Source organism: Marinobacter subterrani (assembly GCF_001045555.1).
Taxonomy (GTDB): domain Bacteria; phylum Pseudomonadota; class Gammaproteobacteria; order Pseudomonadales; family Oleiphilaceae; genus Marinobacter; species Marinobacter subterrani.
Genome location: NZ_LFBU01000001.1, coordinates 2,662,588 through 2,684,577, shown reverse-complemented (window position 1 = coordinate 2,684,577; position 21,990 = coordinate 2,662,588). Strand labels below are relative to the sequence as shown.

General features: G+C 60.0%; 14 protein-coding genes. 11 read left to right on the top strand and 3 right to left on the bottom strand.

Annotated features, from left to right (window positions below; translation table 11 throughout):
• Nucleotides 1-191: 191 nt before the first annotated feature.
• Nucleotides 192-1,055, top strand: coding sequence for a thioredoxin (gene trxA / locus msub_RS12530; RefSeq protein ID WP_048496329.1), 864 nt, complete (start codon nucleotides 192-194; stop codon nucleotides 1,053-1,055).
• A gap of 72 nt (nucleotides 1,056-1,127) precedes the next feature.
• Here the strand turns inward: trxA and msub_RS12525 are convergent, their stop codons facing one another.
• A complete protein-coding gene (locus msub_RS12525; RefSeq protein WP_048496328.1) occupies nucleotides 1,128-2,492 on the bottom strand; it encodes a KamA family radical SAM protein in 1,365 nt (454 codons plus the stop codon).
• Between the two features lie 661 nt (nucleotides 2,493-3,153).
• Between msub_RS12525 and aceE the strand changes: the two genes are divergently transcribed.
• Together aceE and aceF are read left to right on the top strand one after the other, a co-directional pair.
• Nucleotides 3,154-5,817 (top strand): pyruvate dehydrogenase (acetyl-transferring), homodimeric type, encoded by a 2,664-nt coding sequence (gene aceE, locus msub_RS12520; protein WP_048496327.1) that lies wholly within the window; start codon nucleotides 3,154-3,156, stop codon nucleotides 5,815-5,817.
• Between the two features lie 10 nt (nucleotides 5,818-5,827).
• Nucleotides 5,828-7,516: a dihydrolipoyllysine-residue acetyltransferase gene (gene aceF, locus msub_RS12515; RefSeq protein WP_048496326.1), complete on the top strand. Its 1,689-nt coding sequence runs from the start codon at nucleotides 5,828-5,830 to the stop codon at nucleotides 7,514-7,516.
• Nucleotides 7,517-7,964: 448 nt separating this feature from the next.
• Here aceF and msub_RS12510 read toward each other — a convergent pair whose 3' ends face one another.
• Nucleotides 7,965-9,089 (bottom strand): DcaP family trimeric outer membrane transporter, encoded by a 1,125-nt coding sequence (locus tag msub_RS12510; RefSeq protein ID WP_048496325.1) that lies wholly within the window; start codon nucleotides 9,087-9,089, stop codon nucleotides 7,965-7,967.
• 163 nt (nucleotides 9,090-9,252) lie between these two features.
• Here msub_RS12510 and msub_RS12505 point away from each other — a divergent pair, with 163 nt between their 5' ends.
• From msub_RS12505 to astB, 6 genes are all read left to right on the top strand, one after another.
• Nucleotides 9,253-10,713 carry an exonuclease domain-containing protein gene (locus tag msub_RS12505; protein WP_048496324.1) on the top strand — a complete coding sequence of 487 codons (1,461 nt, stop codon included), beginning with the start codon at nucleotides 9,253-9,255 and terminating at the stop codon, nucleotides 10,711-10,713.
• Between the two features lie 99 nt (nucleotides 10,714-10,812).
• Nucleotides 10,813-12,027, top strand: coding sequence for an aspartate aminotransferase family protein (locus msub_RS12500; protein WP_048496323.1), 1,215 nt, complete (start codon nucleotides 10,813-10,815; stop codon nucleotides 12,025-12,027).
• Nucleotides 12,028-12,036: 9 nt separating this feature from the next.
• A complete protein-coding gene (locus msub_RS12495; protein WP_048496322.1) occupies nucleotides 12,037-13,056 on the top strand; it encodes an arginine N-succinyltransferase in 1,020 nt (339 codons plus the stop codon).
• A 64-nt stretch (nucleotides 13,057-13,120) separates the two neighbouring features.
• Nucleotides 13,121-14,221, top strand: coding sequence for an arginine N-succinyltransferase (astA, locus tag msub_RS12490; protein ID WP_048496321.1), 1,101 nt, complete (start codon nucleotides 13,121-13,123; stop codon nucleotides 14,219-14,221).
• The gene (gene astD / locus msub_RS12485) at nucleotides 14,209-15,684 is read left to right on the top strand and encodes a succinylglutamate-semialdehyde dehydrogenase (protein WP_048496320.1); all 1,476 of its coding nucleotides are present in this window, start codon (nucleotides 14,209-14,211) and stop codon (nucleotides 15,682-15,684) included. Before astA ends, astD begins: the two co-directional genes overlap by 13 nt.
• A gap of 14 nt (nucleotides 15,685-15,698) precedes the next feature.
• The gene (astB, locus tag msub_RS12480) at nucleotides 15,699-17,039 is read left to right on the top strand and encodes an N-succinylarginine dihydrolase (RefSeq protein ID WP_048496319.1); all 1,341 of its coding nucleotides are present in this window, start codon (nucleotides 15,699-15,701) and stop codon (nucleotides 17,037-17,039) included.
• Here astB and msub_RS12475 read toward each other — a convergent pair.
• Nucleotides 17,036-17,671 carry a TetR/AcrR family transcriptional regulator gene (locus msub_RS12475; protein WP_048496318.1) on the bottom strand — a complete coding sequence of 212 codons (636 nt, stop codon included), beginning with the start codon at nucleotides 17,669-17,671 and terminating at the stop codon, nucleotides 17,036-17,038. The genes astB and msub_RS12475 overlap by 4 nt on opposite strands.
• A 165-nt stretch (nucleotides 17,672-17,836) precedes the next feature.
• Here msub_RS12475 and msub_RS12470 point away from each other — a divergent pair, with 165 nt between their 5' ends.
• Both msub_RS12470 and msub_RS12465 read left to right on the top strand, forming a co-directional pair.
• On the top strand, nucleotides 17,837-18,916 hold the full coding sequence (locus tag msub_RS12470) for an efflux RND transporter periplasmic adaptor subunit (RefSeq protein WP_048496317.1): 1,080 nt from the start codon (nucleotides 17,837-17,839) through the stop codon (nucleotides 18,914-18,916).
• Complete coding sequence (locus tag msub_RS12465) at nucleotides 18,916-21,942, top strand: efflux RND transporter permease subunit (RefSeq protein ID WP_048496316.1); 3,027 nt, start codon at nucleotides 18,916-18,918, stop codon at nucleotides 21,940-21,942. The genes msub_RS12470 and msub_RS12465 overlap by 1 nt, the downstream gene beginning before the upstream one ends.
• Nucleotides 21,943-21,990: the final 48 nt, after the last annotated feature.

Sequence of the window (21,990 nt, the reverse complement as noted above, 5' to 3'; positions counted from 1 at the left end):
AAAGGTTGTGAGTTGTCCGGGGCGCTGTCAGCGCCGTTCCCCGGAACAGCGTTTAATAGCTAATGTGACGGCAGATACGGCTATTTCAAGGAGTTGGCTTTCACCGGATAGCGCTTGATTTTCCGGCGTTCGGCCCCATGTCCTTTGACAATTCGCGACGATTTCATTCGACTTTTTATCAGGTGCCCTGCATGAGCGACTCTCCGTACATCTTTGAAGCCACCATGGACAACTTTCAGCAGAAGGTCATGGAAGCATCAGCCAGCACGCCCGTCCTGGTGGATGTCTGGGCCGAGTGGTGCGCGCCCTGCAAACAGTTGATGCCACTGCTGGAAAAGCTGGCCAATGAGTACCAGGGCGCCTTCGTGCTGGCGAAGGTCAACGCTGACGAGCAAGAACAGCTCACCTCCAGCCTGGGCGTGCGTAGCCTGCCGACGGTGATTCTGGTAAAAAACGGCCAGGCCGTGGACGGCTTCAACGGCGCCCTGCCGGAAAGCGAGATTCGTGCGGTGCTGGATAAGCACGTTGAAGCCCCGAAGGAAGACCCCTACGACCAGGCCCACCGGATCTGGGAAGCGGGGGATGTGGAAGGTGCCCTGGCGATCCTCTCTGATATGAACCAGAAAGACCCCGAGAACCTCAAAGTGCTGATTGATCTGGCGCAGCTGAAGGTGGAAATGGGCGACCTTGAAACGGCCGAGCAAGTACTCGAAAGCCTGCCGCCGGAAGAGAAAATGCAGCACCAGGCCAAGCAGCTGGCAGCCCGGGTGAAATTCCTGAAACAGTCGGCAGAGCTGCCGCCGATCAAGGACCTGGAGATGGCATTGGAGCAGGATCCGAAAGACCCGAACGCATTGCACCAGTTGGCCCTGCACCACGTATTACAGGAAAACAACGCTGAAGCGATGGACCTGCTGATCCGACTGATGCAGGTGGACAGCAAGTACAAGGACGAAGTGGCCAAAACCACCCTGATCGAGCTGTTCGACAAGCTGGGCAACAACAACCCGGATGTGCGGACCTATCGGCGCAAGCTCTACACCCTGATGCACTGAGTGTGAACCCGGGGTCAGATGAACGCCTTCATCTGACCCCGTCGTCCCTGCGAGGGGTAGGGTAACGAACGTTTAGCCGTTACCCCTCTTCATCTGCTCATACTCATCCTCAAAGAAGAACTTCTCCTCCCCGAAGGCCGGCTCCAGCTCATGCAGCCAGGTGGCCGTCTCGCTGTATTTGGCAAAGAACGGGCGCTGTACCCAGTCCGGATTGCGGCCCTGCAGGAAGCGCAGGACGAACACCTTCTCGTCCTTGATCTCGGTAATGCCCTGGATCTCCACCTTGCCGGGGCCGGCGCTCATGGAGGGGCCGCGGGCGGTGCGGGCCAGGCCGGAGACCTGCTTCATGGCTTCGCGGTAGATCTGGAACGCCTTGGCCAGCGGCACTTCGAAGTAGTTCTTGGCGCCGGTGTCCCGCTCGACAAACATGTAGTAGGGGATGATGCCCAGCTGTACTTCTTTCTTCCACAGCCTGGCCCAGGCGTCGGCATTGTCGTTGACATGCTTGATCAGCGGGCCCTGGGCACGGATTTCAGCACCGGTCGCGCGGATGCGGCGGATGGCCTCTTCGGCAATCTCGGTGGTGATTTCCTGCCAGTGGTTGTAGTGGGCCATGATGGCCAAGTGCTTGCCAGCGTCCACGAGACGGGCGAACAGATCAATCAGCTCATCGGCGTCCTTGTCGGTCACAAAACGGTACGGCCAGAAGGTGAGGGCCTTGGTGCCGATGCGGATGGTCTGGATGTGATCGAACTCCGGCTGCAGCAGCGGTTCCAGATACTGCACCAGGTTCTTGGTCTTCATCACCATGGGGTCACCGCCGGTTACCAGCAGATCGGTCACCTCGGTGTGCTCCTGCAGGTAGCCATGAAGCTTCTCGGCTTCGGTGCTGGACATCTTCAGATCCTTGTCACCGACAAACTGCGCCCAGCGGAAACAGAAGGTGCAGTAGGAGTGGCAGGTCTGGCCCTGGGCGGGGAAGAACAGCACGGTTTCGCGGTACTTGTGCTGCACGCCGTCCAGTACTTCACCGTCCAGCTCTGGCATGTTCATTTCCATTTGCCCGGCCGGGTGCGGGTTCAGTTCGTCCCGGATTTCCTTGGCGACGGCCTGTATCTCTTTCTTGTCGGCACCTTCCCGATGCAGCTTTGCCATGCGCTCGTAATGCTCGTCTTTCAGCATGCCTTTTTGCGGGAAGACAAGTTGATAGATCGGGTCGTTGGGTACCTTGTTCCAGTTGATCAGTTCGTTGATCACATATTCGTTGACCCGGAACGGCAGTACGCTGGCGACCACCTTCATTTCAAACAGGGTCTCTTCGGGGAGATTCTGGATGATGTCAATCTTGTCGAGCTGGCGGTCGGTGTAGACCTTGAAGCGCCGTTCCTCGAATTCTGTGGTGGGAATCCGGTTCGGAAAGGTGACGATGGAGTTCATGGATCGCCCTCTGCTGGTGTTAATGACAAAAAAGTGGTCGGACCACTTTTTAGATGGTTAAAAATCAGGCAGGCGAGTATACATAAATATAAATTTATTTTCAGGTCTAACGAAAAAGTCGTGGTAACTCAGGCGGGAGCAGTAACGACTCTGGCTTAAAATTCAATAACAAGCGCAAAAAGCCCGGAAATAATGGCCAGTTTCAGAAAACTCATCGTTTAGCGTGGTAATTAAATTGCAAGTTGATAGGAATGCTACGACATTGGTCGCAGTCTGCTTGTCTGGTGGTCTGAAAACGGTCATTCTTCCGTAACTAACCGCAAGCAGGCTGCCATAAATGGGTGTAAAAGCAGTTTGAATTGAATTTAACGGTCAAAATGTAGTAAAAATACTACAAAGCCGGGTGGGCAAATCCACGCACTTCCGCAGAATGCCGGTCAACCTGAGGCCAAAAGCCCATGAATCGGGGCGATCAGGCAGGAAAAGTGTGAAAGCTGTTCTATGCTTTATACAGGTTCTGTGTACCGGGAGCCGGTACACCTGTCAGGCTGAAAATACCCACAACAACACACTGCATTTCATCGCAGCTTTTCAACACCGCAATGCGCCAGACTGCTGATCGTGGTCTCGCTGCACTTTTTGATGCCAAGGGGAGGGTTTGATGTACCAGGACGATGATCCCATTGAAACCAGTGAATGGCTGGACGCGCTGGAATCTCTGATCGAGAACGAAGGCATAGACCGGGTCAAATACATTCTTGAGAGGCTGTCCGAGCGGGCCAGCCGCGATGGCACCGAACTGCCTTATTCCATCACCACGCCATTCCGGAATAGCATTCCGGTTTCCCAGCAGGCGCCCATGCCAGGCGACCTGTTCATGGAGCGCCGAATCCGCTCCCTGATCCGCTGGAACGCCATGGCCATGGTAATGCGGGCCAACCAGCGCCCCGGAGATCTCGGTGGCCACGTTTCCTCCTTCTCCTCGGCTGCCACGCTCTATGATGTTGGCTTCAACTACTTCTTCCACGGCGGCGACGAAAAGCGCGAATCCGATCTGGTCTATTTCCAGGGTCACTCCTCGCCGGGCATCTACGCCCGCTCCTTCCTGGAAGGCCGCTTTGACGAAAAGGATCTGGATAAATACCGGGAAGAAGTGGACGGCACGGGCCTGTCGTCATACCCCCACCCCTGGCTGATGCCGGATTACTGGCAGTTCCCGACGGTTTCCATGGGCCTTGGCCCCATCCAGGCCATCTACCAGGCTCACGTGATGAAATACCTGGACAGCCGTGAGCTCGTGGAGATGGGCGATCGCAAGGTCTGGTGTTTTGTCGGCGACGGTGAAACCGACGAGCCGGAAACCCTGGGCTCCATTTCAATGGCCGGCCGGGAAAAGCTCAGCAACCTCATTTTCGTGGTTAACTGCAACCTGCAGCGTCTGGACGGGCCGGTACGCGGCAATGGCAAGATCATCCAGGAGCTTGAGGGTATCTTCCGGGGCGCCGGCTGGAATGTGCTTAAAGTGGTCTGGGGCCGTCACTGGGACCCCCTGTTCGAGAAGGACAAGGAAGGCATGATGCAGCGGATCATGGACGAGGTCTGCGATGGTGAGTTGCAGAACTACAAGAGCAATGGCCCTGCCTATACCCGCAAGCACTTCTTCGGCAAGTACCCGGAAACGGCGAAGCTGGTTGAGGGGCTCTCCGACGAGGAGATCGGCAAGCTTAACCGAGGTGGCCATGATCCCTACAAGATCTACGCGGCCTACGATCGTGCCATCAACAATAACGGCGGGCGCCCGACCGTAATCCTGGCCCACACCATCAAGGGCTACGGCTTTGGCGAGGCCGGTGAGGCGCAGAACACGGCGCACTCGCTGAAGAAGCTGGATATCGAGCAGTTGAAATCGTTCCGCGACCGGTTCGCAGTGCCGCTGAAGGACGATGAGCTCAAAGACGTTCCCTACTATCGTCCAGCGCCGGATAGCCCGGAAATCATCTATATGAAGAAGCGCCGCCAGGAACTGGGTGGCTTCTATCCCAAGCGCCGCAAGGACTGTCAGCCAATGCAGATTCCCGAGCTGGATATCTTCAAGGCGGTACTGGATGGCTCCGGCGACCGGCAAATCTCCACCACCATGGCGTTTGTCCGGATACTGACCGCGCTGACCAAAGACAAGCGCATCGGCAAGCGCGTGGTGCCAATCGTGCCGGACGAAGCCCGTACCTTCGGTATGGAAGGCATGTTCCGCCAACTGGGTATCTACACGGCGGAAGGCCAGAAATACGTTCCGGAAGACCGTGAACAGATCATGTATTACCGGGAGGACAAGAAGGGCCAGATTCTCGAGGAAGGTATCAACGAGGATGGCTCCATGGCGGCCTGGATGGCAGCAGCGACGTCCTACAGCACCAACAACTTCCCGCTGATTCCTTTCTATGCCTTCTACTCCATGTTCGGCTTCCAGCGGGTCGGTGACCTGGCCTGGGCCTCCGGTGATATCCAGGCCCGCGGCTTCCTGATCGGCGGAACCGCCGGGCGGACCACCCTGAACGGGGAGGGCCTGCAGCACCAGGATGGCCACAGCCATGTGCTTGCCAACACCATTCCCAACTGCAAGGCCTATGATCCAGCCTATGGCTATGAAATGGCGGTGGTGATTCGTCATGGCATGAAAGAGATGTTCGAGGACAACAAGAATGTCTTCTACTACCTGACCATCGAGAACGAGAACTACCAGCAGCCGGCGATGCCCAAAGGTTGTGAAGACGGCATCATCAAGGGGATGTACAAGTTTGAGTCCGTTGAGACCAAGGGCAACAAGAAAACGCCCCGGGTTCAGCTGCTCGGTGCCGGTGCCATCCTGAACGAGGTGCGTGCCGCCGCCCAGATGCTGAAAGACGACTGGGGCGTCGCCTCGGATGTCTGGAGCGTAACCAGCTTCAACGAACTGGCGCGCGAAGGTCAGCACGTGGAGCGCTGGAACCGCCTGCATCCGGAAGACAAACAGAAAAAGGCCTATGTGACCCAGATGCTGGAGAAGCACCAGGGCCCGGTGGTTTCTTCCACCGATTACATCAAACTGCACTCTGAGCAACTGAGAGGGTTTATTCCCAAAACCTACCTGACCCTGGGCACCGACGGCTTCGGCCGCAGTGACACCCGCGAGAAGCTGCGCAGCTTCTTCGAGGTGGACCGTTACTACGTAACCGTAACGGCGCTTTCAGCCCTGGCCCGGGACGGTGAGGTGAAGAACGATGTGGTTCTCGAAGCCATGCGCAAGTACGGAATCGATCGCAACAAAACGAACCCGGTGCTGAGCTAAGGAGACCGCCATGAGTGAACAGGAAATCAAGGTTCCGGATCTCGGCGGTGCGGATGAGGTCGAGATCATCGAAATCACCGTCAGTGCAGGGGACACCGTTGAAGCAGAGGATCCGATTCTGACCATAGAGTCAGACAAGGCTTCCGTTGAGCTGCCATCGCCCGGCGCTGGCAAAATCACCAGGATCACCGTAAAAGTGGGTGACAAGGTGAAGGAAGGCGATGTGGTCGGGATGATGGAGCCCAGCGATGACGCTGGTGGCTCTGACGATTCCGGCGACGACGAGGCCGAGGAAAAGTCCGAAGCAAAAGCCGAGGAAAAGGACGAGGCCAAACCGGAAGACAAGTCTGAAGAGAGCAAGCCGGCGCAGAAGAAGGCTGGCGGCGGCTCCCGCAAGGAAACCGTGAAGGTGCCGGCGCTGGATGGCTTTGACAATGTTCCGGTTATCGAGATCAACGTTTCCGAAGGTGACACGATTGAGGTGGATGATCCACTGGTAATGGTGGAGTCCGACAAGGCCACCATGGAAATTCCCTCCCCCTACGCGGGCAAGGTGGGCAAGGTCCTGGTGTCTGAAGGCGACAAGCTCTCCGAAGGCGACAAGCTGCTGGAGATGACCGTTGAGGAAGACGGTAGCAGCGAGGAAGAAGCCTCTGAGGATTCCGGCCAGGAAGCAAAGGAAGACAAGGAACAGAAGGCGAAGCCCCAGCCGGACGCCGAGCGCGAGCCGAAGCAATCGGAGTCTGCACCTGAGCCCCAGGGTGCTACCTATGAGCCGCCCTCACCGGGGGCCAAGGTTCACGCCGGCCCTGCGGTGCGCAAGCTGGCCCGGGAGCTGGGCGCGGATCTCACCCGCGTCAAGGGCTCCGGCCCGAAGAGCAGGATTACCAAGGACGATATCCACGCCTATGTGAAGAGCCAGCTCAAACAGGCCCAGCAAGGCGGAGGCGTTGCCACCGGCTCTGGTATTCCGGGGGTCAAGCTGCCGGACTTCAGCCAGTTTGGTGAAACCAAGCGTGAGGCCATGTCGCGGATGATGTTTGCCACGGCCAACAACATGCAGCGCAGCTGGCTGAACGTGCCTCATGTGACGCAGTTCGAGGATGCGGATATCACCGATATGGAGGATTTCCGCAAGGCCCAGAAAGCGGCCGGCGAGAAGAAGGGCGTGAAGATGACGCCGCTGCCGTTCCTGCTGAAGGCCTGTGCCACGGCGCTGGCGGAACTGCCTCAGTTCAATGTGTCGCTGGACATGGAGCGCAAGGAGGTGGTTCGCAAGCAGTACATTCACATCGGGATTGCGGTGGATACGCCCAACGGGCTGATGGTGCCGGTGATTCGGGATGTGGACAAGAAGGGCCTGTGGGAGCTGGCGGCCGAAAGCGCCGAGCTTGCCCAGAAGGCCCGGGACAAGCAGTTGAAGCCGGCAGAGATGCAGGGTGCCTGCTTTACCATCACCAGTCTGGGTGGTATTGGCGGCACGGCATTTACGCCGATCGTGAATACGCCGGAGGTGGCGATTCTGGGGGTTTCCAAGGCGGCGATGAAGCCGGTCTGGGATGGCAAAGAGTTCCAGCCCCGGTTAATGCTGCCGTTGTCGCTGTCTTACGATCACCGGGCGGTGAACGGGGCCGATGCGGCACGGTTTACTTCGGTGCTCAGTCAGCTTCTTGGGGACATTCGGACTCTGCTGCTGTAACCGTTTAGCCCTGTGCTGTGTATCCTCCCAGCCTTCGGGCTGAGGGGCAACAAAGGCAGGCATACCTTTTCAGAACACGCTACAAGCACATCCATGTGGGCTTGTTTCGGGCCGTCCCTGGCCCTCAACAGTTCTGAAAAGGTATGCCCGCCTTTGTCGTTTTGGCTCCCTGGTATTCGCATCCAAATTGATGTCATGTGCCTGTGCCAAGGTTGACTAATGGCCTCGAGCTCACGCCTTAGTGGCCAATCAGGGGTCAGAAGAACGCTTTCTTCTGGCCCCATTCTTGCGAGTGGCCTGAGCCTGATAGGTGCTGGTGAGCGTTTGGAGGTTGCGCGTGGGGTGAGTAAGAGGGGTGCGCCTGATCAGGACTGCTATCACACTGAACGGCTAAAACAAAAACCCCGGCCGGAGCCGGGGTTTCTGCTGAGCTAACTTCTAAAAGGGATTAGAAGTTGTACTGGGCAGCAAATGCCACGCTGCTGGCATCGCCGTCGTCACCACTCTGGGTTTCACGAGTAGCGTATTTGTACTCGACGCCCATCATGACGTTTTTAACCGGAGTCCACTTGTAGTTTGCCATCAAAGCAGCGATCGACTGTGTGGGGTCGTCCGTGTAAGCTCCAGCGGCAACCGCGTCATCCAGGTCAACTTCAGTCATGCCGTAGCCAACGTTGATGCTGCGGCCACCACCGAGATTGATGCCGGTGCCAATGGTCCCACCATACCCGGAGATGGTTTCGACATCTCCGTTGGTGCCAATGTATGCGCTGTCAGCAGCAGAGCGATACAGGTAACTGTTCGCACCGTCGGTATAGCTCAGCGCGCCCTGAATCGTGATCATGTCAGTCAGGGACATTTTGGCGGCTACGAAGGTTCCAAATCCGAACGAACTTCCGTCCGCAGTGCCGGTATCATAGCCAACCTGTTGCGCAAGAACAGCTGCGGAATATGACAAGCCGCCGGCCGAATCTTCCAGTCGTGCGGTCAGCGCCGGCATTCCATTTTTGGCGGCAGCGCCCGCGTTAGCGATTGAGTTCTTTGGATCCTCTGCCGAGAACGACAGAGCACCAGTGGTGTAACGGATTTGAGGAGTGCGGCTCTGGTAGCCTGCGGCGCCAGGCAAGGAATCGAAGTCCAGGGTTGAAGTGTTGCCTACGAAGCTTGTGAAGTTAGACCAGGTCTGGCCAGCCAGGACACCGTTGTAGGAACCGTAAGCGTGACGCAGCCTGAGATTTCCAGGACGGAAGTCACCTTCAATGTTGACCATCACGCCTTCAGGGGAAGTGGCCTTGACCCCGATCCGGCTCTGGACTGCATCTGCGCCGAAGTAACCGGTTGCTTCATTATCTTCAGCGGCGCCGACATTGATTTTGCCGTAGTCGAATGACCGTGTAGACGTTGATACGTTCTCATCAATATCGTAGCTGGCATTGAAGCGAGCATATCCGTAGACCGCCATTTCATAGTCGCCAGCTGTGAAGCTGACCGCGCCAGCCTGCCCGGCTACACCGAAAACAGCCACAGCTGCCGTCGCACGAATTGCCATTCTTAATTTGTTGTTGCTTTGCATCGTTGTTGTCTCCACACACTTATTGTTGTTGGACCCAAAAACAAGGTAGTTACGAATCTGTGACAATTCAAATAAATTCGTGCATGAATTAGACGAATGTCTATAGCAGCTTTTCGTTCATAGTCAGGCATCTGCGGTTGCCCTTGTGGCGTAGACTTGTTTTATGACCTCCGAAAGTACATACCTCCATAAGGCCACTTTTGCGTTTCTGGATATCGAAACCACGGGCGGCAATTCAGCCCGGGACAGGATTACCGAGATTGGTATCCGGTTCTGGCGGGCCGGTGAAACCGTGGGGGAGTGGCAGACGCTGCTGGACCCGGAAACGCGGATTTCGCCGTTTATTGAGAACCTTACGGGCATTTCCAATGAGATGGTGGCCGGCGCGCCGGTGTTTGAGGCGATTGCGGATGAGCTGGAAGAGCGGCTCCGGGGCACCATCTTTGTGGCCCACAATGCCCGGTTTGACTATGGGTTCATCAAGGCTGAATTTCGTCGTCTGGGGCGGCTGTTTTCCGCGAAGGTGTTGTGTACGGTCAAGCTTTCCCGGCGACTGTACCCGGAGTTCCGGCGGCACAACATGGATGCGCTGATTGCCCGGCATGGCCTGGCGCAGGTCCAGCGGCACCGGGCGATGGGCGATGTCGCGGCGATGCTGGCGTTTTTTGAGCATGCCCGGGGCGAGAAAGGCGATGAGCGATTCGAAACCGCCATCGGCGAGCTGCTGCAGCGCCCGAGTATTCCCTCCCATCTGCCGCCGGATACGCTGCAGGATCTGCCCCGGGGGCCGGGGGTGTACCGGTTCTATGGTGAGAATGATGTGCTGCTGTACGTGGGCAAGAGCACCAACATCGCCCAGCGGGTGGCGTCGCATTTCTCCGGGGACCATAACTCCGCCCGGGGTGTGCGGATGTCCGAGAGCCTGCGCCGGGTGGAGTGTACCGAAACCGCCGGTGAGCTGGGGGCGCTGCTGCTGGAGCTGAAGCAGATCAAGGGCCTGAAGCCGTTGTTCAACCGGCGGTCCCGGGCCGCCAAGAACCTGGTGAGTATCGAACTGTCGGCGAACCGGGCGGGCTATCTTCAGGCGCGGCTGGTGCGGGAGATTGAGCCGCACCGGCTCGGCGATTACTTCGGGTTGTTCCGCAGCAGGCGGGATGCGGAGCGGGCGCTGGGTGGCATCGCGGCAAAGAATGACCTGTGCAACAAACTGCTCGGCCTGGAGCCGGAGCATGAGGGCCCCTGTTTCCAGCGTGCCCTTGGGCGCTGCAAGGGCGCCTGCGAGGCGCTTGAGGACGTCGGGCGGTACAACCTGCGGGTGCAGATTGCTTTCCACAGCCTGCGCCTGAAAACCTGGCCCTGGAAAGGGCCGGTGGGCATTGTCGAACAGGATGCCCACACCGGCCGCACAGACATCCTGGTGGTCTACAACTGGATGCATGTGGCCACCCTTCACCATGAAGATGAGCTTCAGGATCTCTCCCTGCGGGGCCAGGCGGTGACCTTTGATCTGGATTCCTACAAGCTGCTGATCAGTGCGCTGATGGACCGGAGCAGGGGCAGCCGGCGCCAGCACCGGATCATCGAGCTGCCGGCAATCGGGCAACCGGATGTTCTTATGCCGTGAGTGGCGTATTATGGGGCAAGGATCCGCACAGGTACGTACTTGCCCTGTTCGGTAACTCTACTATTTTAAAACGTTTAGCCGCTTTCCCGAGAGAGATCTATGAATAAAGAACCCGTCAGCCGCGAACTGTTCGATAAAGTCATGGTGCCCAACTACGCGCCCGGTTCCATCATTCCGGTGCGAGGCGAGGGCTCCCGGATCTGGGACCAGGAAGGCCGCGAGTTTATCGATCTTCAGGGCGGGATTGCGGTGACCTGTCTCGGGCACTCGCACCCGGGCCTGGTCGGGGCGCTGCAAGAGCAGGCCGAGAAAATCTGGCACCTGTCGAACGTGATGACCAACGAGCCCGCCTTGCGTCTGGCGAAAACCCTGTGTGATCTCACCTTTGCCGAGCGGGTGTTCTTCGCCAACTCCGGAGGAGAGGCCAACGAGGCCGCCTTCAAGCTGGCTCGCCGGTACGCCTGGGAGCACTTCGGCCCGGAGAAGAACGAGATCATTTCCTTCAGGAACTCGTTTCACGGTCGCACCCTGTTTACCGTCAGTGTCGGTGGCCAGCCCAAGTACCTGGAGGGGTTCGAGCCGGCGCCGGGGGGCATTCACCACGCCGAGTTCAATGATCTGGAATCGGTGAAAAAGCTGATTTCCAAAGAGAAGACCTGCGCCGTGGTCGTCGAGCCCATTCAGGGCGAAGGCGGTGTTATGCCCGGCGATCAGGCCTTCCTTGATGGGCTGCGCCAGCTGTGCGACGACAACGACGCTCTGCTGGTGTTCGATGAGGTACAGTCCGGCGTCGGGAGAACCGGCTACCTGTACGCCTACCAGATGTACAACGTGGTACCGGACATTCTCTCCACTGCCAAGGGCCTGGGCGGTGGCTTCCCGGTGGCGGCCATGCTGACCACGGCGAAAGTGGCTGCCAGTCTGGGCGTGGGGACCCACGGTAGCACCTATGGGGGTAACGCCCTGGCCTGCGCCGTGGGCCAGAAAGTGGTGGATACCGTCAGCCAGCCGGAGATTCTCAAGGGTGTGAAGGTTCGCTCTGACAAGCTGCGCAAGGGCATGATGGACATCGGCGAGCGTTACGGCGTGTTCAGCGAGGTTCGCGGGGCCGGTCTGCTGCTCGGTTGTGTTCTGACCGAGAAATGGCAGGGCAAGGCCAAGGATTTTCTTAACGCCGGTCTCGATGAGGGCGTGATGGTTCTGGTGGCTGGCCCGAACGTCATTCGCCTGGCACCGTCGCTGATTATCCCGGAATCGGATATTGATGAAGCCCTCGAGCGGTTCGAGGCAGCGGTAAAAAAACTGACAGCCTAAGGAGTTCCTATGTGGCTGGTACGTCCGGCGCAGCCGGATGATCTGGACCAGATTCTTGCCATCGCGGGCACCCAGAGTGCCCGCCTCTCTTCCACCCTGCCCAAACAGGGCGATGCCCTCGCCTACAAGATAGAGCATTCCCAGGCGTCCTTTGCCGGCCGGATTGGAGCGGACGATGAACCGCCGAGATTTCTCTTTGTGCTGGAGAACACCGAAACCGGCGAGGTTGTCGGCACGGCCGGGATCGATGCCCGGGCCGGCAATGGCCAGCCATTCTACAATTACCGGCGCGATGCCCTGATCCATGCCTCCCATGAGCTGGGCGTATCAAGGCGGGTGGAGGTGCTGTACCCCTCCCATTCGCTGACCGATAACACTCTCCTGTGTTCGTTTTCCATTCGGCCGGAGTTGAGTGGCACCGATGCCTTCGAACTGTTGTCCCGGGCCCGGATCCTGTTCATTGCCGATCACCGGGACTGGTTTACAGCGCGGGTGGCGGTGGAAATCCAGGGCGTTCAACTGGACGATGGCAGCGTTCCGTTCTGGGACAGTCTGGGCCGGCATTTCTTTGATATGGATTTTGAAACCGCAGACCAGTATTCCGGCCAGTTGAGCAAAACCTTCATTGCCGAACTGATGCCGCCCAACCCGATTTACGTCACCCTGCTGAGTGACGCCGCCCAGCAGGCCCTGGGCCAGCCGCACCCGGTCACGGTGCCGAACTACGAGTTGCTCCAGCGCGAAGGTTTTCAGCCGGGCAACTACCTGGATATTTTTGACGCCGGGCCGGTGCTGGAGGCGCGCACCGACGGCCTGAAAACCCTGGTGACCAGTCACGCGAAAGCCTTGCACGGCTCCAACGATAACCTCGGGGAAACCTGTCTGATTGCAGCCGGGGAGGGGGACCGGTTCCGTTGCACCCTGACACCGGTTGCCGAGACTCTGGAGGACACCCTCAAGGTGCCGGTGAACACCTGGAAAATTCTGAACAGGACTGCCGGTGACCGGGTAAGGATTGCGCCGTTATGACAGCGATTGAGATAGAGATTCCGACCGCCATTCAACCAGTCCCGGGCAACAGGGAGGCGACACCATGCTGGTAATTCGCCCGCTGCAGGAAAATGACCTGGACGACCTGTACACCATGGCGCAGAACGCCGGCAAGGGGCTCACCACGCTGCCGGCGGACCGGGAGTTACTGGAAAAGAAGATCAATCACGCCCGGGATACCTTCAACCAGCGCTGTGCGCCGGAAGCCGGGCTGTACCTGTTTGCCCTGGAGGATATCCAGCGCAAGAAGACCGTCGGCATCAGCGGTATCCAGGCCCGGGTCGGTCTGGATGAGGTGTTCTACAACTACCGTCTGAGCGTCACCGTGAATGCGTCCAAAGAGCTGGGCGTGCATGTGCGGACACCCACGCTGCACCTGTCCAACGACATGACCGACACCAGCGAGATCTGCTCGCTGCTGCTGTCCGATGAGTACAAGGGTGGGGGCAACGGGCTGCTGCTGTCCCGCTGTCGGTTCATGTATCTGGACGATTTCCGCAAGCATTTCTCGGAAAAGATCTTTGCCGAGATGCGCGGTGTGTCCGATGGCCAGGGGCGCAGCCCGCTCTGGGACGCCCTGGGCAGCAAGTTTTTTGATATGGAATTCAGCGAAGCGGACATGCTCTCCGGGCTTGGCAACAAATCGTTCATTGCCGAGCTGATGCCCAAGTACCCGATCTACCTGCCCATGCTGCCGGATTCGGCCCGGGCCGTGATCAGCCGGGTGCACGATAACACCGCGCCTGCGCTGCGCATGCTGCAGTCGGAAGGTTTCAACTTTAACGGCCTGGTGGACATCTTTGATGGCGGGCCGGTGGTGGAGGCTTTCATAAACAACATCCGGACCGTCCGGGAGGCCATCAACCGGCATGCCATGGTCACCCGCAAGCCGGTGAACCTGGATGTGCCCGCCGATCAGCGGGTGATGGTCTCGAACCGCTCGTTCCGGGATTTCCGGGTCACAACCCTGCCCATGGATTGCATCGGCCCGGATACCGTCAGTTTGCCGCCCGACGTTGCCGAGGCCCTGCAGGTGGAATCCGGAGATCCGATTCGCCTGGCCCCCTTGAAAGATTCGGGCATGCTGACCAAACATGGATTTAGAAGCTCAGTACCGGGAGGTGCATCAAAATGGCAAAGCTGACAGGCGAACTGTTGATTGACGGCCTATGGCTTCAGGGCCATGGGGGTTCCTTCGAATCGGTCCAGCCGGTGACCGGCGAAACGGTCTGGGAGGGCGACAGTGCCAACCTGGAAGATGTGGACGCGGCGGTGCGTGAGGCCCGCAATGCCTTCCTGAAATGGCAGAGGAAAAGTTTTGCCGAGCGCCAGGCGGTGGTAGAAGCCTTCGGCGAACTGCTTGAGGCTCACAAGGAAGAGCTGGCGCACCAGATTGGCCTGGAAACCGGCAAGCCGTTGTGGGAGTCTCGCACCGAAGTGGCTGCGATGATCGGCAAGATCGGTATCTCGGTGAAGGCCTACAATGACCGCACCGGCCATTCCGAATCAGACGTTGCCGGCGGCCATGCGGTGTTGCGGCACCGGCCCCATGGCGTAGTGGCTGTGTTTGGGCCCTACAACTTCCCGGGGCATCTGCCCAATGGCCACATTGTGCCGGCCCTGCTGGCGGGCAATACCGTGGTGTTCAAGCCCAGTGAGCTGACGCCCGGGGTTGCCGAGCTGACCGTTAAGCTCTGGGAAAAAGCCGGCATTCCCGATGGTGTGATTAACCTGGTGCAGGGCGCCTCGACAACCGGAAAATCCCTGGCCAGTCATCCGTTGATCGACGGCCTGTTCTTTACCGGCAGTTCCACCGTCGGGCACCTGCTGCACAAGCAGTTCGGTGGCCAGCCGGAGAAAATCCTGGCGCTGGAAATGGGCGGCAACAATCCGTTGATCGTTCAGGATGTCGCAGATATTGACGGTGCCGTTCACCACGCGCTGCAGTCGGCATTTCTCTCCGCCGGGCAGCGATGCACCTGCGCCCGCCGTTTGCTGGTGCCCAAGGGCAAGAAAGGCGATGCCTTTCTGGACCGGTTGGCGGCGGTTTCTGCCCGAATCAAAGTGGGCGAGTTTGATGCCGATCCGCAACCGTTCATGGGCTCGGTGATTTCCGCCGAAGCGGCCGAAAAACTGTTGGCAGCCCAGGCCAGCATGCTGGAGAAAGGCGGCCAGTCACTGCTGGAAATGAAGTCTCTGCAGCCGGATACCGGCTTGCTGTCGCCCGGTATTGTGGACGTGACCGGGCTCGACCTGACCGACGAGGAGTTCTTTGGCCCGCTGCTGACGGTTCATCGCTACAAGAGCTTTGACGATGCCCTGGAGCTGGCCAACGCGACCAGTTTTGGTCTCTCGGCCGGTATTCTGACCGATGACCGGAAGCTCTATAACCGGCTGGTGGAAGAGGTCCGCGCCGGCATTGTGAACTGGAACCGGCCGCTGACCGGTGCCAGCAGCGCAGCGCCCTTCGGTGGCGTGGGCGCCAGTGGCAATCATCGCCCGAGTGCCTACTATGCCGCCGACTACTGCGCCTGGCCCATGGCCTCCCTGGAAGCCGGAAAAAGCGAGTTGCCAGAGAGTCTGGCGCCCGGCCTGAACTTCGATTAACGGAACCGACAGCCATGGTGAAACACGCGGTAGAGGCAAATTTCGATGGCCTGGTGGGCCCCACCCATAATTACGCCGGGTTGTCCTGGGGGAACGTGGCGTCCAAATCCAACGTGCGCTCGGTGTCCAGTCCGAAGGAGGCGGCCTTGCAGGGGCTGGCCAAGATGAAGCGGCTGGCGGACCGGGGCTATGTGCAGGGTATTCTGCCACCCCACGAACGGCCGCATCTCCCAACCCTCCGGGCACTTGGCTTTGAGGGGGCGGATGCCAGCGTACTGGCGCAGGCGGCGAAAGCCAGCCCGTCGATACTGGCGGCGGCGTCCTCGGCGTCGTCCATGTGGACCGCCAACGCCGCGACGGTTTCGCCCAGCGCCGATACTGCCGATCACCGGGTGCATTTCACCCCGGCCAACCTGAGCGCGAAGTTTCACCGCTCCATTGAACACACGGTTACCGGTCGTTCGCTGAAGGCCATCTTCGCGGATGAGAGCTACTTTGCCCATCACCCGGCGCTGCCCTCGGTCAGTCAGTTTGGTGACGAGGGCGCGGCCAACCACACCCGGCTGTGTGCCGGCTATGGCGCCCCGGGTGTCGAGCTGTTTGTCTATGGCCAGGTTGCCTTCAACGAACAGGCGCCGGCCCCGAAAAAGTACCCCGCCCGGCAGACCCTCGAAGCCTCGGAGGCCGTTGCCCGCCGGCATGGCCTGAAGGACCGGCATGTGGTGTTTGCCCAGCAGAATCCGGCGGCCATTGATGCCGGCGTGTTCCATAACGATGTGATTGCGGTGGGCAACGGCAACACCCTGTTCTATCACGAGATGGCGTTCCTGAACGAACAGCAGGTGCTGGCGGATATCCGGCAGCGTCTTACCGGCGCTGAGCTTGAAGCGGTGCGAGTGAGCCGGGACGAGGTACCCATTGAGGATGCGGTGGCCTCCTACCTGTTCAACAGCCAGTTGCTGAACACGCCCGACGGCATGCTGCTGGCGGTGCCCGGTGAGTGCCGCGAAGTGGCTTCGGTGAGCCGGTATCTGGACGATCTGGTGAAATCCGGAGGGCCGATTACCTCGGTGGAAGTGTTCGACGTCAAACAATCGATGCGCAACGGCGGTGGCCCGGCGTGCCTTCGGTTACGGGTGGCTCTGGATGATGATGAACTCAAGGCCATGCACCGGGGCGTGATTCTCACCGATGAGCTTTATGACCGCCTCACCACCTGGGTGGAAGCCCATTACCGGGATGAGCTGGGCCAGGATGACCTGGCAGACCCCATGCTGCTGCAGGAGGTTCGCAAGGCCCTGGACGAACTGACCGGTATTCTCGGGCTCGGTTCGATCTACGATTTCCAGCTCTAGGCGGCAATCGACGACGTCAGCATATCCATGGTGTGCCGGATCAACTGCTCGGCGGGAAATTCCGGGTCGCCGTCGCCCATCTCGGACTGGCACAGCAGAATCGCACCATGGAGTGCGCCCCTCAGGTACAGTGCGGTCAGTACCGGGTCGGTAATCCGGCTCCGGTTCATGGTGCCGTCCGCCAGGCCCAGTTCAATCGCCCCCACCATCAGCGCCATCAGGTCTGATTTTGAGCACAGCATCTCCTCGGCCTGGCTCTCGTCGGCCTCGGCCATGGCTGTCGAGGCCTTGGTCAGGGCCGAGAAGTAGTCGGGCTCTTCCAGATAGAAGCGGTAATAGGATTCCCCCATGGCCCGGATCTGCGCCAGGCCGGTATCGGTGGTCTGCCGCGCCTGTTCAAAGCGGCGGAACAGGCTGTGCCCGGCCCGGAGCATGATGCCCCGCTGAATCGCCGCCTTGTCCTTGAAGTACACGTACAGCAGCGCCCGGCTGAGGCTGGCGGTGCGGGCAATGTCGTCCATCGAGGTTCGCTCATAACCCTTCTCTGAGAACACCAGCTCGGCGGCATCCAGAATGGTGTCGTAACGGGCCTGTTTTTCCCGCTCCCGGCGGGTCTTCAGCGGTTCGCTCATTCAATCATCCGGTTAGGTGGCAACGGCCTGCACATGATACCTGAAACCGGATCAAACCCGATTATTGACAAAATGTCAAAGAATGACATTATGTCGATAACAATCATCGGGGCGCCTACGGACCGGGCCTCGCCAACACTATGAGCATGGATGAAAGGATAAATCATGAACCCACTTCGTACGCCCATGACCCTGGTTTCCTTCCTGTTCCTGGCACTGCTCCTGGCTGGCTGTAAAGCCAGTGACGTGTCGACGGAGCCCGCCCGAGAGGCGGTATCCGTGCGCGTGTCCGAGGTGACCGGTGGCGAAAGCCAGGACCAGCCGCTGCGGTTTTCCGGCATTGTCCGTGCCACCCAGCGGGCAACCCTGACCTTTCAGGTCAGTGGCACCCTGAAGGAAAGGGCGGTGGAGCTGGGTCAGCAGGTTCACGCCGGAGAGGTCCTGGCCCGGGTTTACAATCCGGCCCTGGAGCCGGCACGGGATTCTGCCAGGGCCAGGCTGGCGGAGCTGACCACCCGGTACGAGCAGGCAAAGCGTGAGTGGGAGCGTTCCAGCCAGTTGCACGAGCGTGGCATGGTATCCGAACAGTCCCTTGAGCGTCTGGCAGCCCAGCGCGATTCGCTGAGTGCCAGTGTTGCCACGGCCCGCGCGGCGCTGGCGGAGGCCACGCAAATGCTGGCGGAAAGTACCCTGCAGGCGCCATTCTCCGGCCGGGTCGAGGCCCTGCTGGTGGAGCCGGATGAATTTGTTGCCGCCGGTCAGCCTGTGATGCGTCTGTCTTCCCCGGAAGGCCGGGAGGTGGAAGTACGGGTGCCGGCGTATCTGCTGGATCAGGTACAACTGGCGCAGAGCCTGCCGGTCTGGTCGGCACGGGATCGCAGCCTGCCGGCGCAACCCGGAACCGTGGTCGAGATTGCCCAGGCCGGTGCCATTCGCGGCGAGCTGCATCCCGTGCTGGTGAGCGTGCCGGCCAACACCCTGGAGCCGGGGGAGCCGGTCGAGGTGGGCATTACGCCGGTGCGCGAAGCGGAAATCACGGTTCCGCTGCTGTCGGTGGTCCGTCATGCCGATGGCACGAGTGTTTTTCGGGTTCGTGACAGCCTGGCCAACCGGATTCCGGTGATCGTAGACCGGGTTGTGGGTGAGCGGGTTGTGGTCAGTTCCGCTGAACTGGCCCCGGGGGATCAGGTGGTCTACGCCGGCATGACCCGGCTGGCAGACGGTGATGCCGTGGAGGTGCGCTGATGACTCGCCGGCTGCTCAACTGCCAGCGTCTTCTGGGCATGGTGGTCACCATGCTCTGCCTTCTGGGGGTTGCCGCGTACATCACCATGCCGCGCCAGGAAGACCCCTCATTCCCCTACCGGGCAGGGCTGATCAGCATTAGCTACCCGGGCGCCAGCGCTGATGCGGTGGAGCGGCTGGTGCTGCAACCGCTGGTGGACGAACTCCGCCAGGTGGAGGAAGTGGACTTCTCCCAGGCAACCGCGCGTACCGGCGTGGCCATCGTCCGGCTGCGCCTGAACGACACCATCTACGACACAGACCCGGCCTGGGATCGCGTGCGCCAGGCCATGAATCGGGCAAAGCAGGATTTCCCGAACGATGTGGGCCGGATGGTGCTCAATGACCGCCTGATCAATATTCCCGCCATTGTCCTGGCGGTGGCTGGCTCACCATCGGTGACAGAATTGTCGGAAGTGGCCGAGCGGCTCAAGCAGAACCTGTCGGACATTCCCGGCGTGTCCCGGATTGAGCTGGAAGGCGATGCCGACGAGCAGATCACCGTGGCTCTGGATGATGCCGCGTTGTTTCGCCTGGGAATTGCGCCGGCCCGGGTGATGGATACCCTGGCCATGCGCAATCAGACCATTCCCGGTGGCTTCGTGGTGGTGAACGGTCGCCGGTTGTCGGTGCTGCCCAACAGCGAATTCGCCGATATCGATGCCATTCGGGCCACGCCCATTGAACTGCCCGATGGTTCGCAGGTACCGCTTGCGGCAGCGGCCGAGGTCTGGCGAGGCCCGGCGGAGCCCCGCCAGCCCGAAACCTGGTTTGATGGTGAGCGGGTGGTGCTGGTTTCAATAGTGATGGAAGAGGGTACCACCGATGCCATCCGGTTTGGCGAGCGGGTACGGCAGCGAGTGGACCGGATTCGCAGTGATTTCCAGCCCTACGACATCCGGGAAATGTTCTTCCAGCCTGACAAGGTAGAGGAAAGGCTGGACAGCCTGGCCTGGAGCCTGGTGTTCTCTGTGCTGATTATTGTGGTAGTGGTGTTCACCGGTATGGGACTGCGCATGGGCCTGCTGGTCGCCTCCATTCTGCCCATGGTGGCCCTGATCAGCGTCGGCCTCTACGATCTCGGCGGTGGTGTTCTGCACCAGATTGCCGTTATCGGCATGGTGATTTCCCTGGGCATCCTGATCGACAACGCCATTGTAATCGTGGAGAACATCCAGGGACATCTGGATGAGGGCATGCGCCGGCTGGATGCGCTGCGCACGGCGGTCAGTGAACTGGCTGGCCCTCTTGGGGCGTCCACTGGAACCACGCTGGCGGCGTTTGCGCCGCTGCTGATGTCCAAGGGCGGTGCTGCCGATTTTACCCGGGGCGTGCCGGTGATGATCATGCTGACGCTTTCAGTGAGCTACCTGCTGGCCATCTCCGCGGTTCCCTTGCTGGCGGCGAAGTTTCTCAAGCCGAGGCGCAATGCCGGCGCAGACCGGTTGATCGGCCTGGCCCGGTACCTGGGCGGCCTGGTGGCCCGGTATCCTGGCCGGATCATTATCACCGGCGCCATGTTGGTGGCGCTCAGTCTCGCCATGACACCGTTCATGGCCCAGCAGTTCTTTCCGAATGCCGATCGGCCCAGAGTCATCGTGGAAGTGTATTTGCCGGAGGGCACCGATCAGTCCCGTACCGCCGAAGCAACGGCAAGGCTTGAGAAAGCAATTCGAACCCGGCCCGATGCCCTGGAAGTGCACCGGTTCGTGGGCTACACCGGGCCTGCTTTCTACTACAACCTCCAGCGGGCACCCCAGGCGCCCAACCGGGCCCGGCTGGTGGTGACCACGTCCACCCTGGAAGATACCACCGGGATGATCCGCTGGATCCGCGACCATGTGCAGGAGCAGATGCCGGAGCTGGATGTGACTGTCGGTGTTCTGGGGCAGGGGCCACCCAGGGCTGCTCCCGTGGTGGTGCGCGTCTATCACGCCAGCGAGGACGCCCGGGCCAGGGCGGTCGAGCAGGTGTTCAGCATCCTGCGGGCCGTTGAAGGTACGGTGGATGTCCGCCATGATCTGGACATTGGCGTGCCCAGCATCGCGATCAACGTGGACGACGCCAGCGCCGCCCGCTACGGCCTGACCCGGGCCGACGTTGCCCGCAGCCTCTACGGCCAGAGCTTCGGCATTGTCGCTGAGCGTTACCGGCAGGAAGACGACCCCATTCCCCTGGTGCTCAGGTCCCGTGAAGGCACCTCGCTATCCCTGTCCCGCCTGCTGTCCGTCAACATCTACAACGATCGTGGCGATGCTGTGCCGATGGCAGCGATTGCCAGCGTGGAGACCACCTGGGAGCCAGCGGTTCGCTACCTGAGGGACGGCGTACGCATGAATACGGTCACCGCCAACCTGGAAACCGGCTACAGCTTCAGCCAGGCCCTTGACGGGCTTGACGCTGCGCTTGAAAAAACGCCCCTGCCGCCCGGCACCCGCCTGGAGATGGGCGGCGATGCCGAAGGCTCCGGTGAGGCCAACGGCGCGATACTGACGGCGGCACCCATTGGCATTCTTTTGCTGTTGTTCTTCCTGCTGCTGCAATTCAATTCCTTTCGCCGGGTAGGAATCATATTGCTTACAGTACCGCTGGCGACCGTTGGCATTTTCCCCGGGCTCGTGCTGTCCGGGTCGCCCTTTGGCTTTCAGTCGTTGCTTGGTGTGATCGCCCTGGTGGGTATTGTGGTGAACAACGCCATCGTACTGCTGGATGTGATGGACCGGGAGCTGGAAAAAGGAAGCACGATTCGGGATGCCGTGCGCAGTGCAGTGGAGCAGCGCACCCGCCCGATCCTGCTGACCACCGCCACCACCGTGGCCGGCTTGCTGCCCCTGGCGTTCTCCAGCTCCACACTCTGGCCACCGATGGCCTGGGCCATTATCTCCGGCCTGCTGGCGTCCACCGCGCTGACCCTGCTGGTGATCCCGGCGGTGTGTGTTCAGGTGATTCGCGAGAAGGTGCCGGAGCCGGCGAACGCACCGGCATGAAGTGGAAACCTGAAAACGGGGTCAGATGAAAATGGGGTCAGATGAACT

Coding starts and splice junctions, on each gene's coding strand:
- trxA (WP_048496329.1), top strand. CDS start 192: ATGAGCGACTCTCCGTACATCTTTGAAGCCACCATGGACAACTTTCAG.
- msub_RS12525 (WP_048496328.1), bottom strand. CDS start 2,492: ATGAACTCCATCGTCACCTTTCCGAACCGGATTCCCACCACAGAATTC.
- aceE (WP_048496327.1), top strand. CDS start 3,154: ATGTACCAGGACGATGATCCCATTGAAACCAGTGAATGGCTGGACGCG.
- aceF (WP_048496326.1), top strand. CDS start 5,828: ATGAGTGAACAGGAAATCAAGGTTCCGGATCTCGGCGGTGCGGATGAG.
- msub_RS12510 (WP_048496325.1), bottom strand. CDS start 9,089: ATGCAAAGCAACAACAAATTAAGAATGGCAATTCGTGCGACGGCAGCT.
- msub_RS12505 (WP_048496324.1), top strand. CDS start 9,253: ATGACCTCCGAAAGTACATACCTCCATAAGGCCACTTTTGCGTTTCTG.
- msub_RS12500 (WP_048496323.1), top strand. CDS start 10,813: ATGAATAAAGAACCCGTCAGCCGCGAACTGTTCGATAAAGTCATGGTG.
- msub_RS12495 (WP_048496322.1), top strand. CDS start 12,037: ATGTGGCTGGTACGTCCGGCGCAGCCGGATGATCTGGACCAGATTCTT.
- astA (WP_048496321.1), top strand. CDS start 13,121: ATGCTGGTAATTCGCCCGCTGCAGGAAAATGACCTGGACGACCTGTAC.
- astD (WP_048496320.1), top strand. CDS start 14,209: ATGGCAAAGCTGACAGGCGAACTGTTGATTGACGGCCTATGGCTTCAG.
- astB (WP_048496319.1), top strand. CDS start 15,699: ATGGTGAAACACGCGGTAGAGGCAAATTTCGATGGCCTGGTGGGCCCC.
- msub_RS12475 (WP_048496318.1), bottom strand. CDS start 17,671: ATGAGCGAACCGCTGAAGACCCGCCGGGAGCGGGAAAAACAGGCCCGT.
- msub_RS12470 (WP_048496317.1), top strand. CDS start 17,837: ATGAACCCACTTCGTACGCCCATGACCCTGGTTTCCTTCCTGTTCCTG.
- msub_RS12465 (WP_048496316.1), top strand. CDS start 18,916: ATGACTCGCCGGCTGCTCAACTGCCAGCGTCTTCTGGGCATGGTGGTC.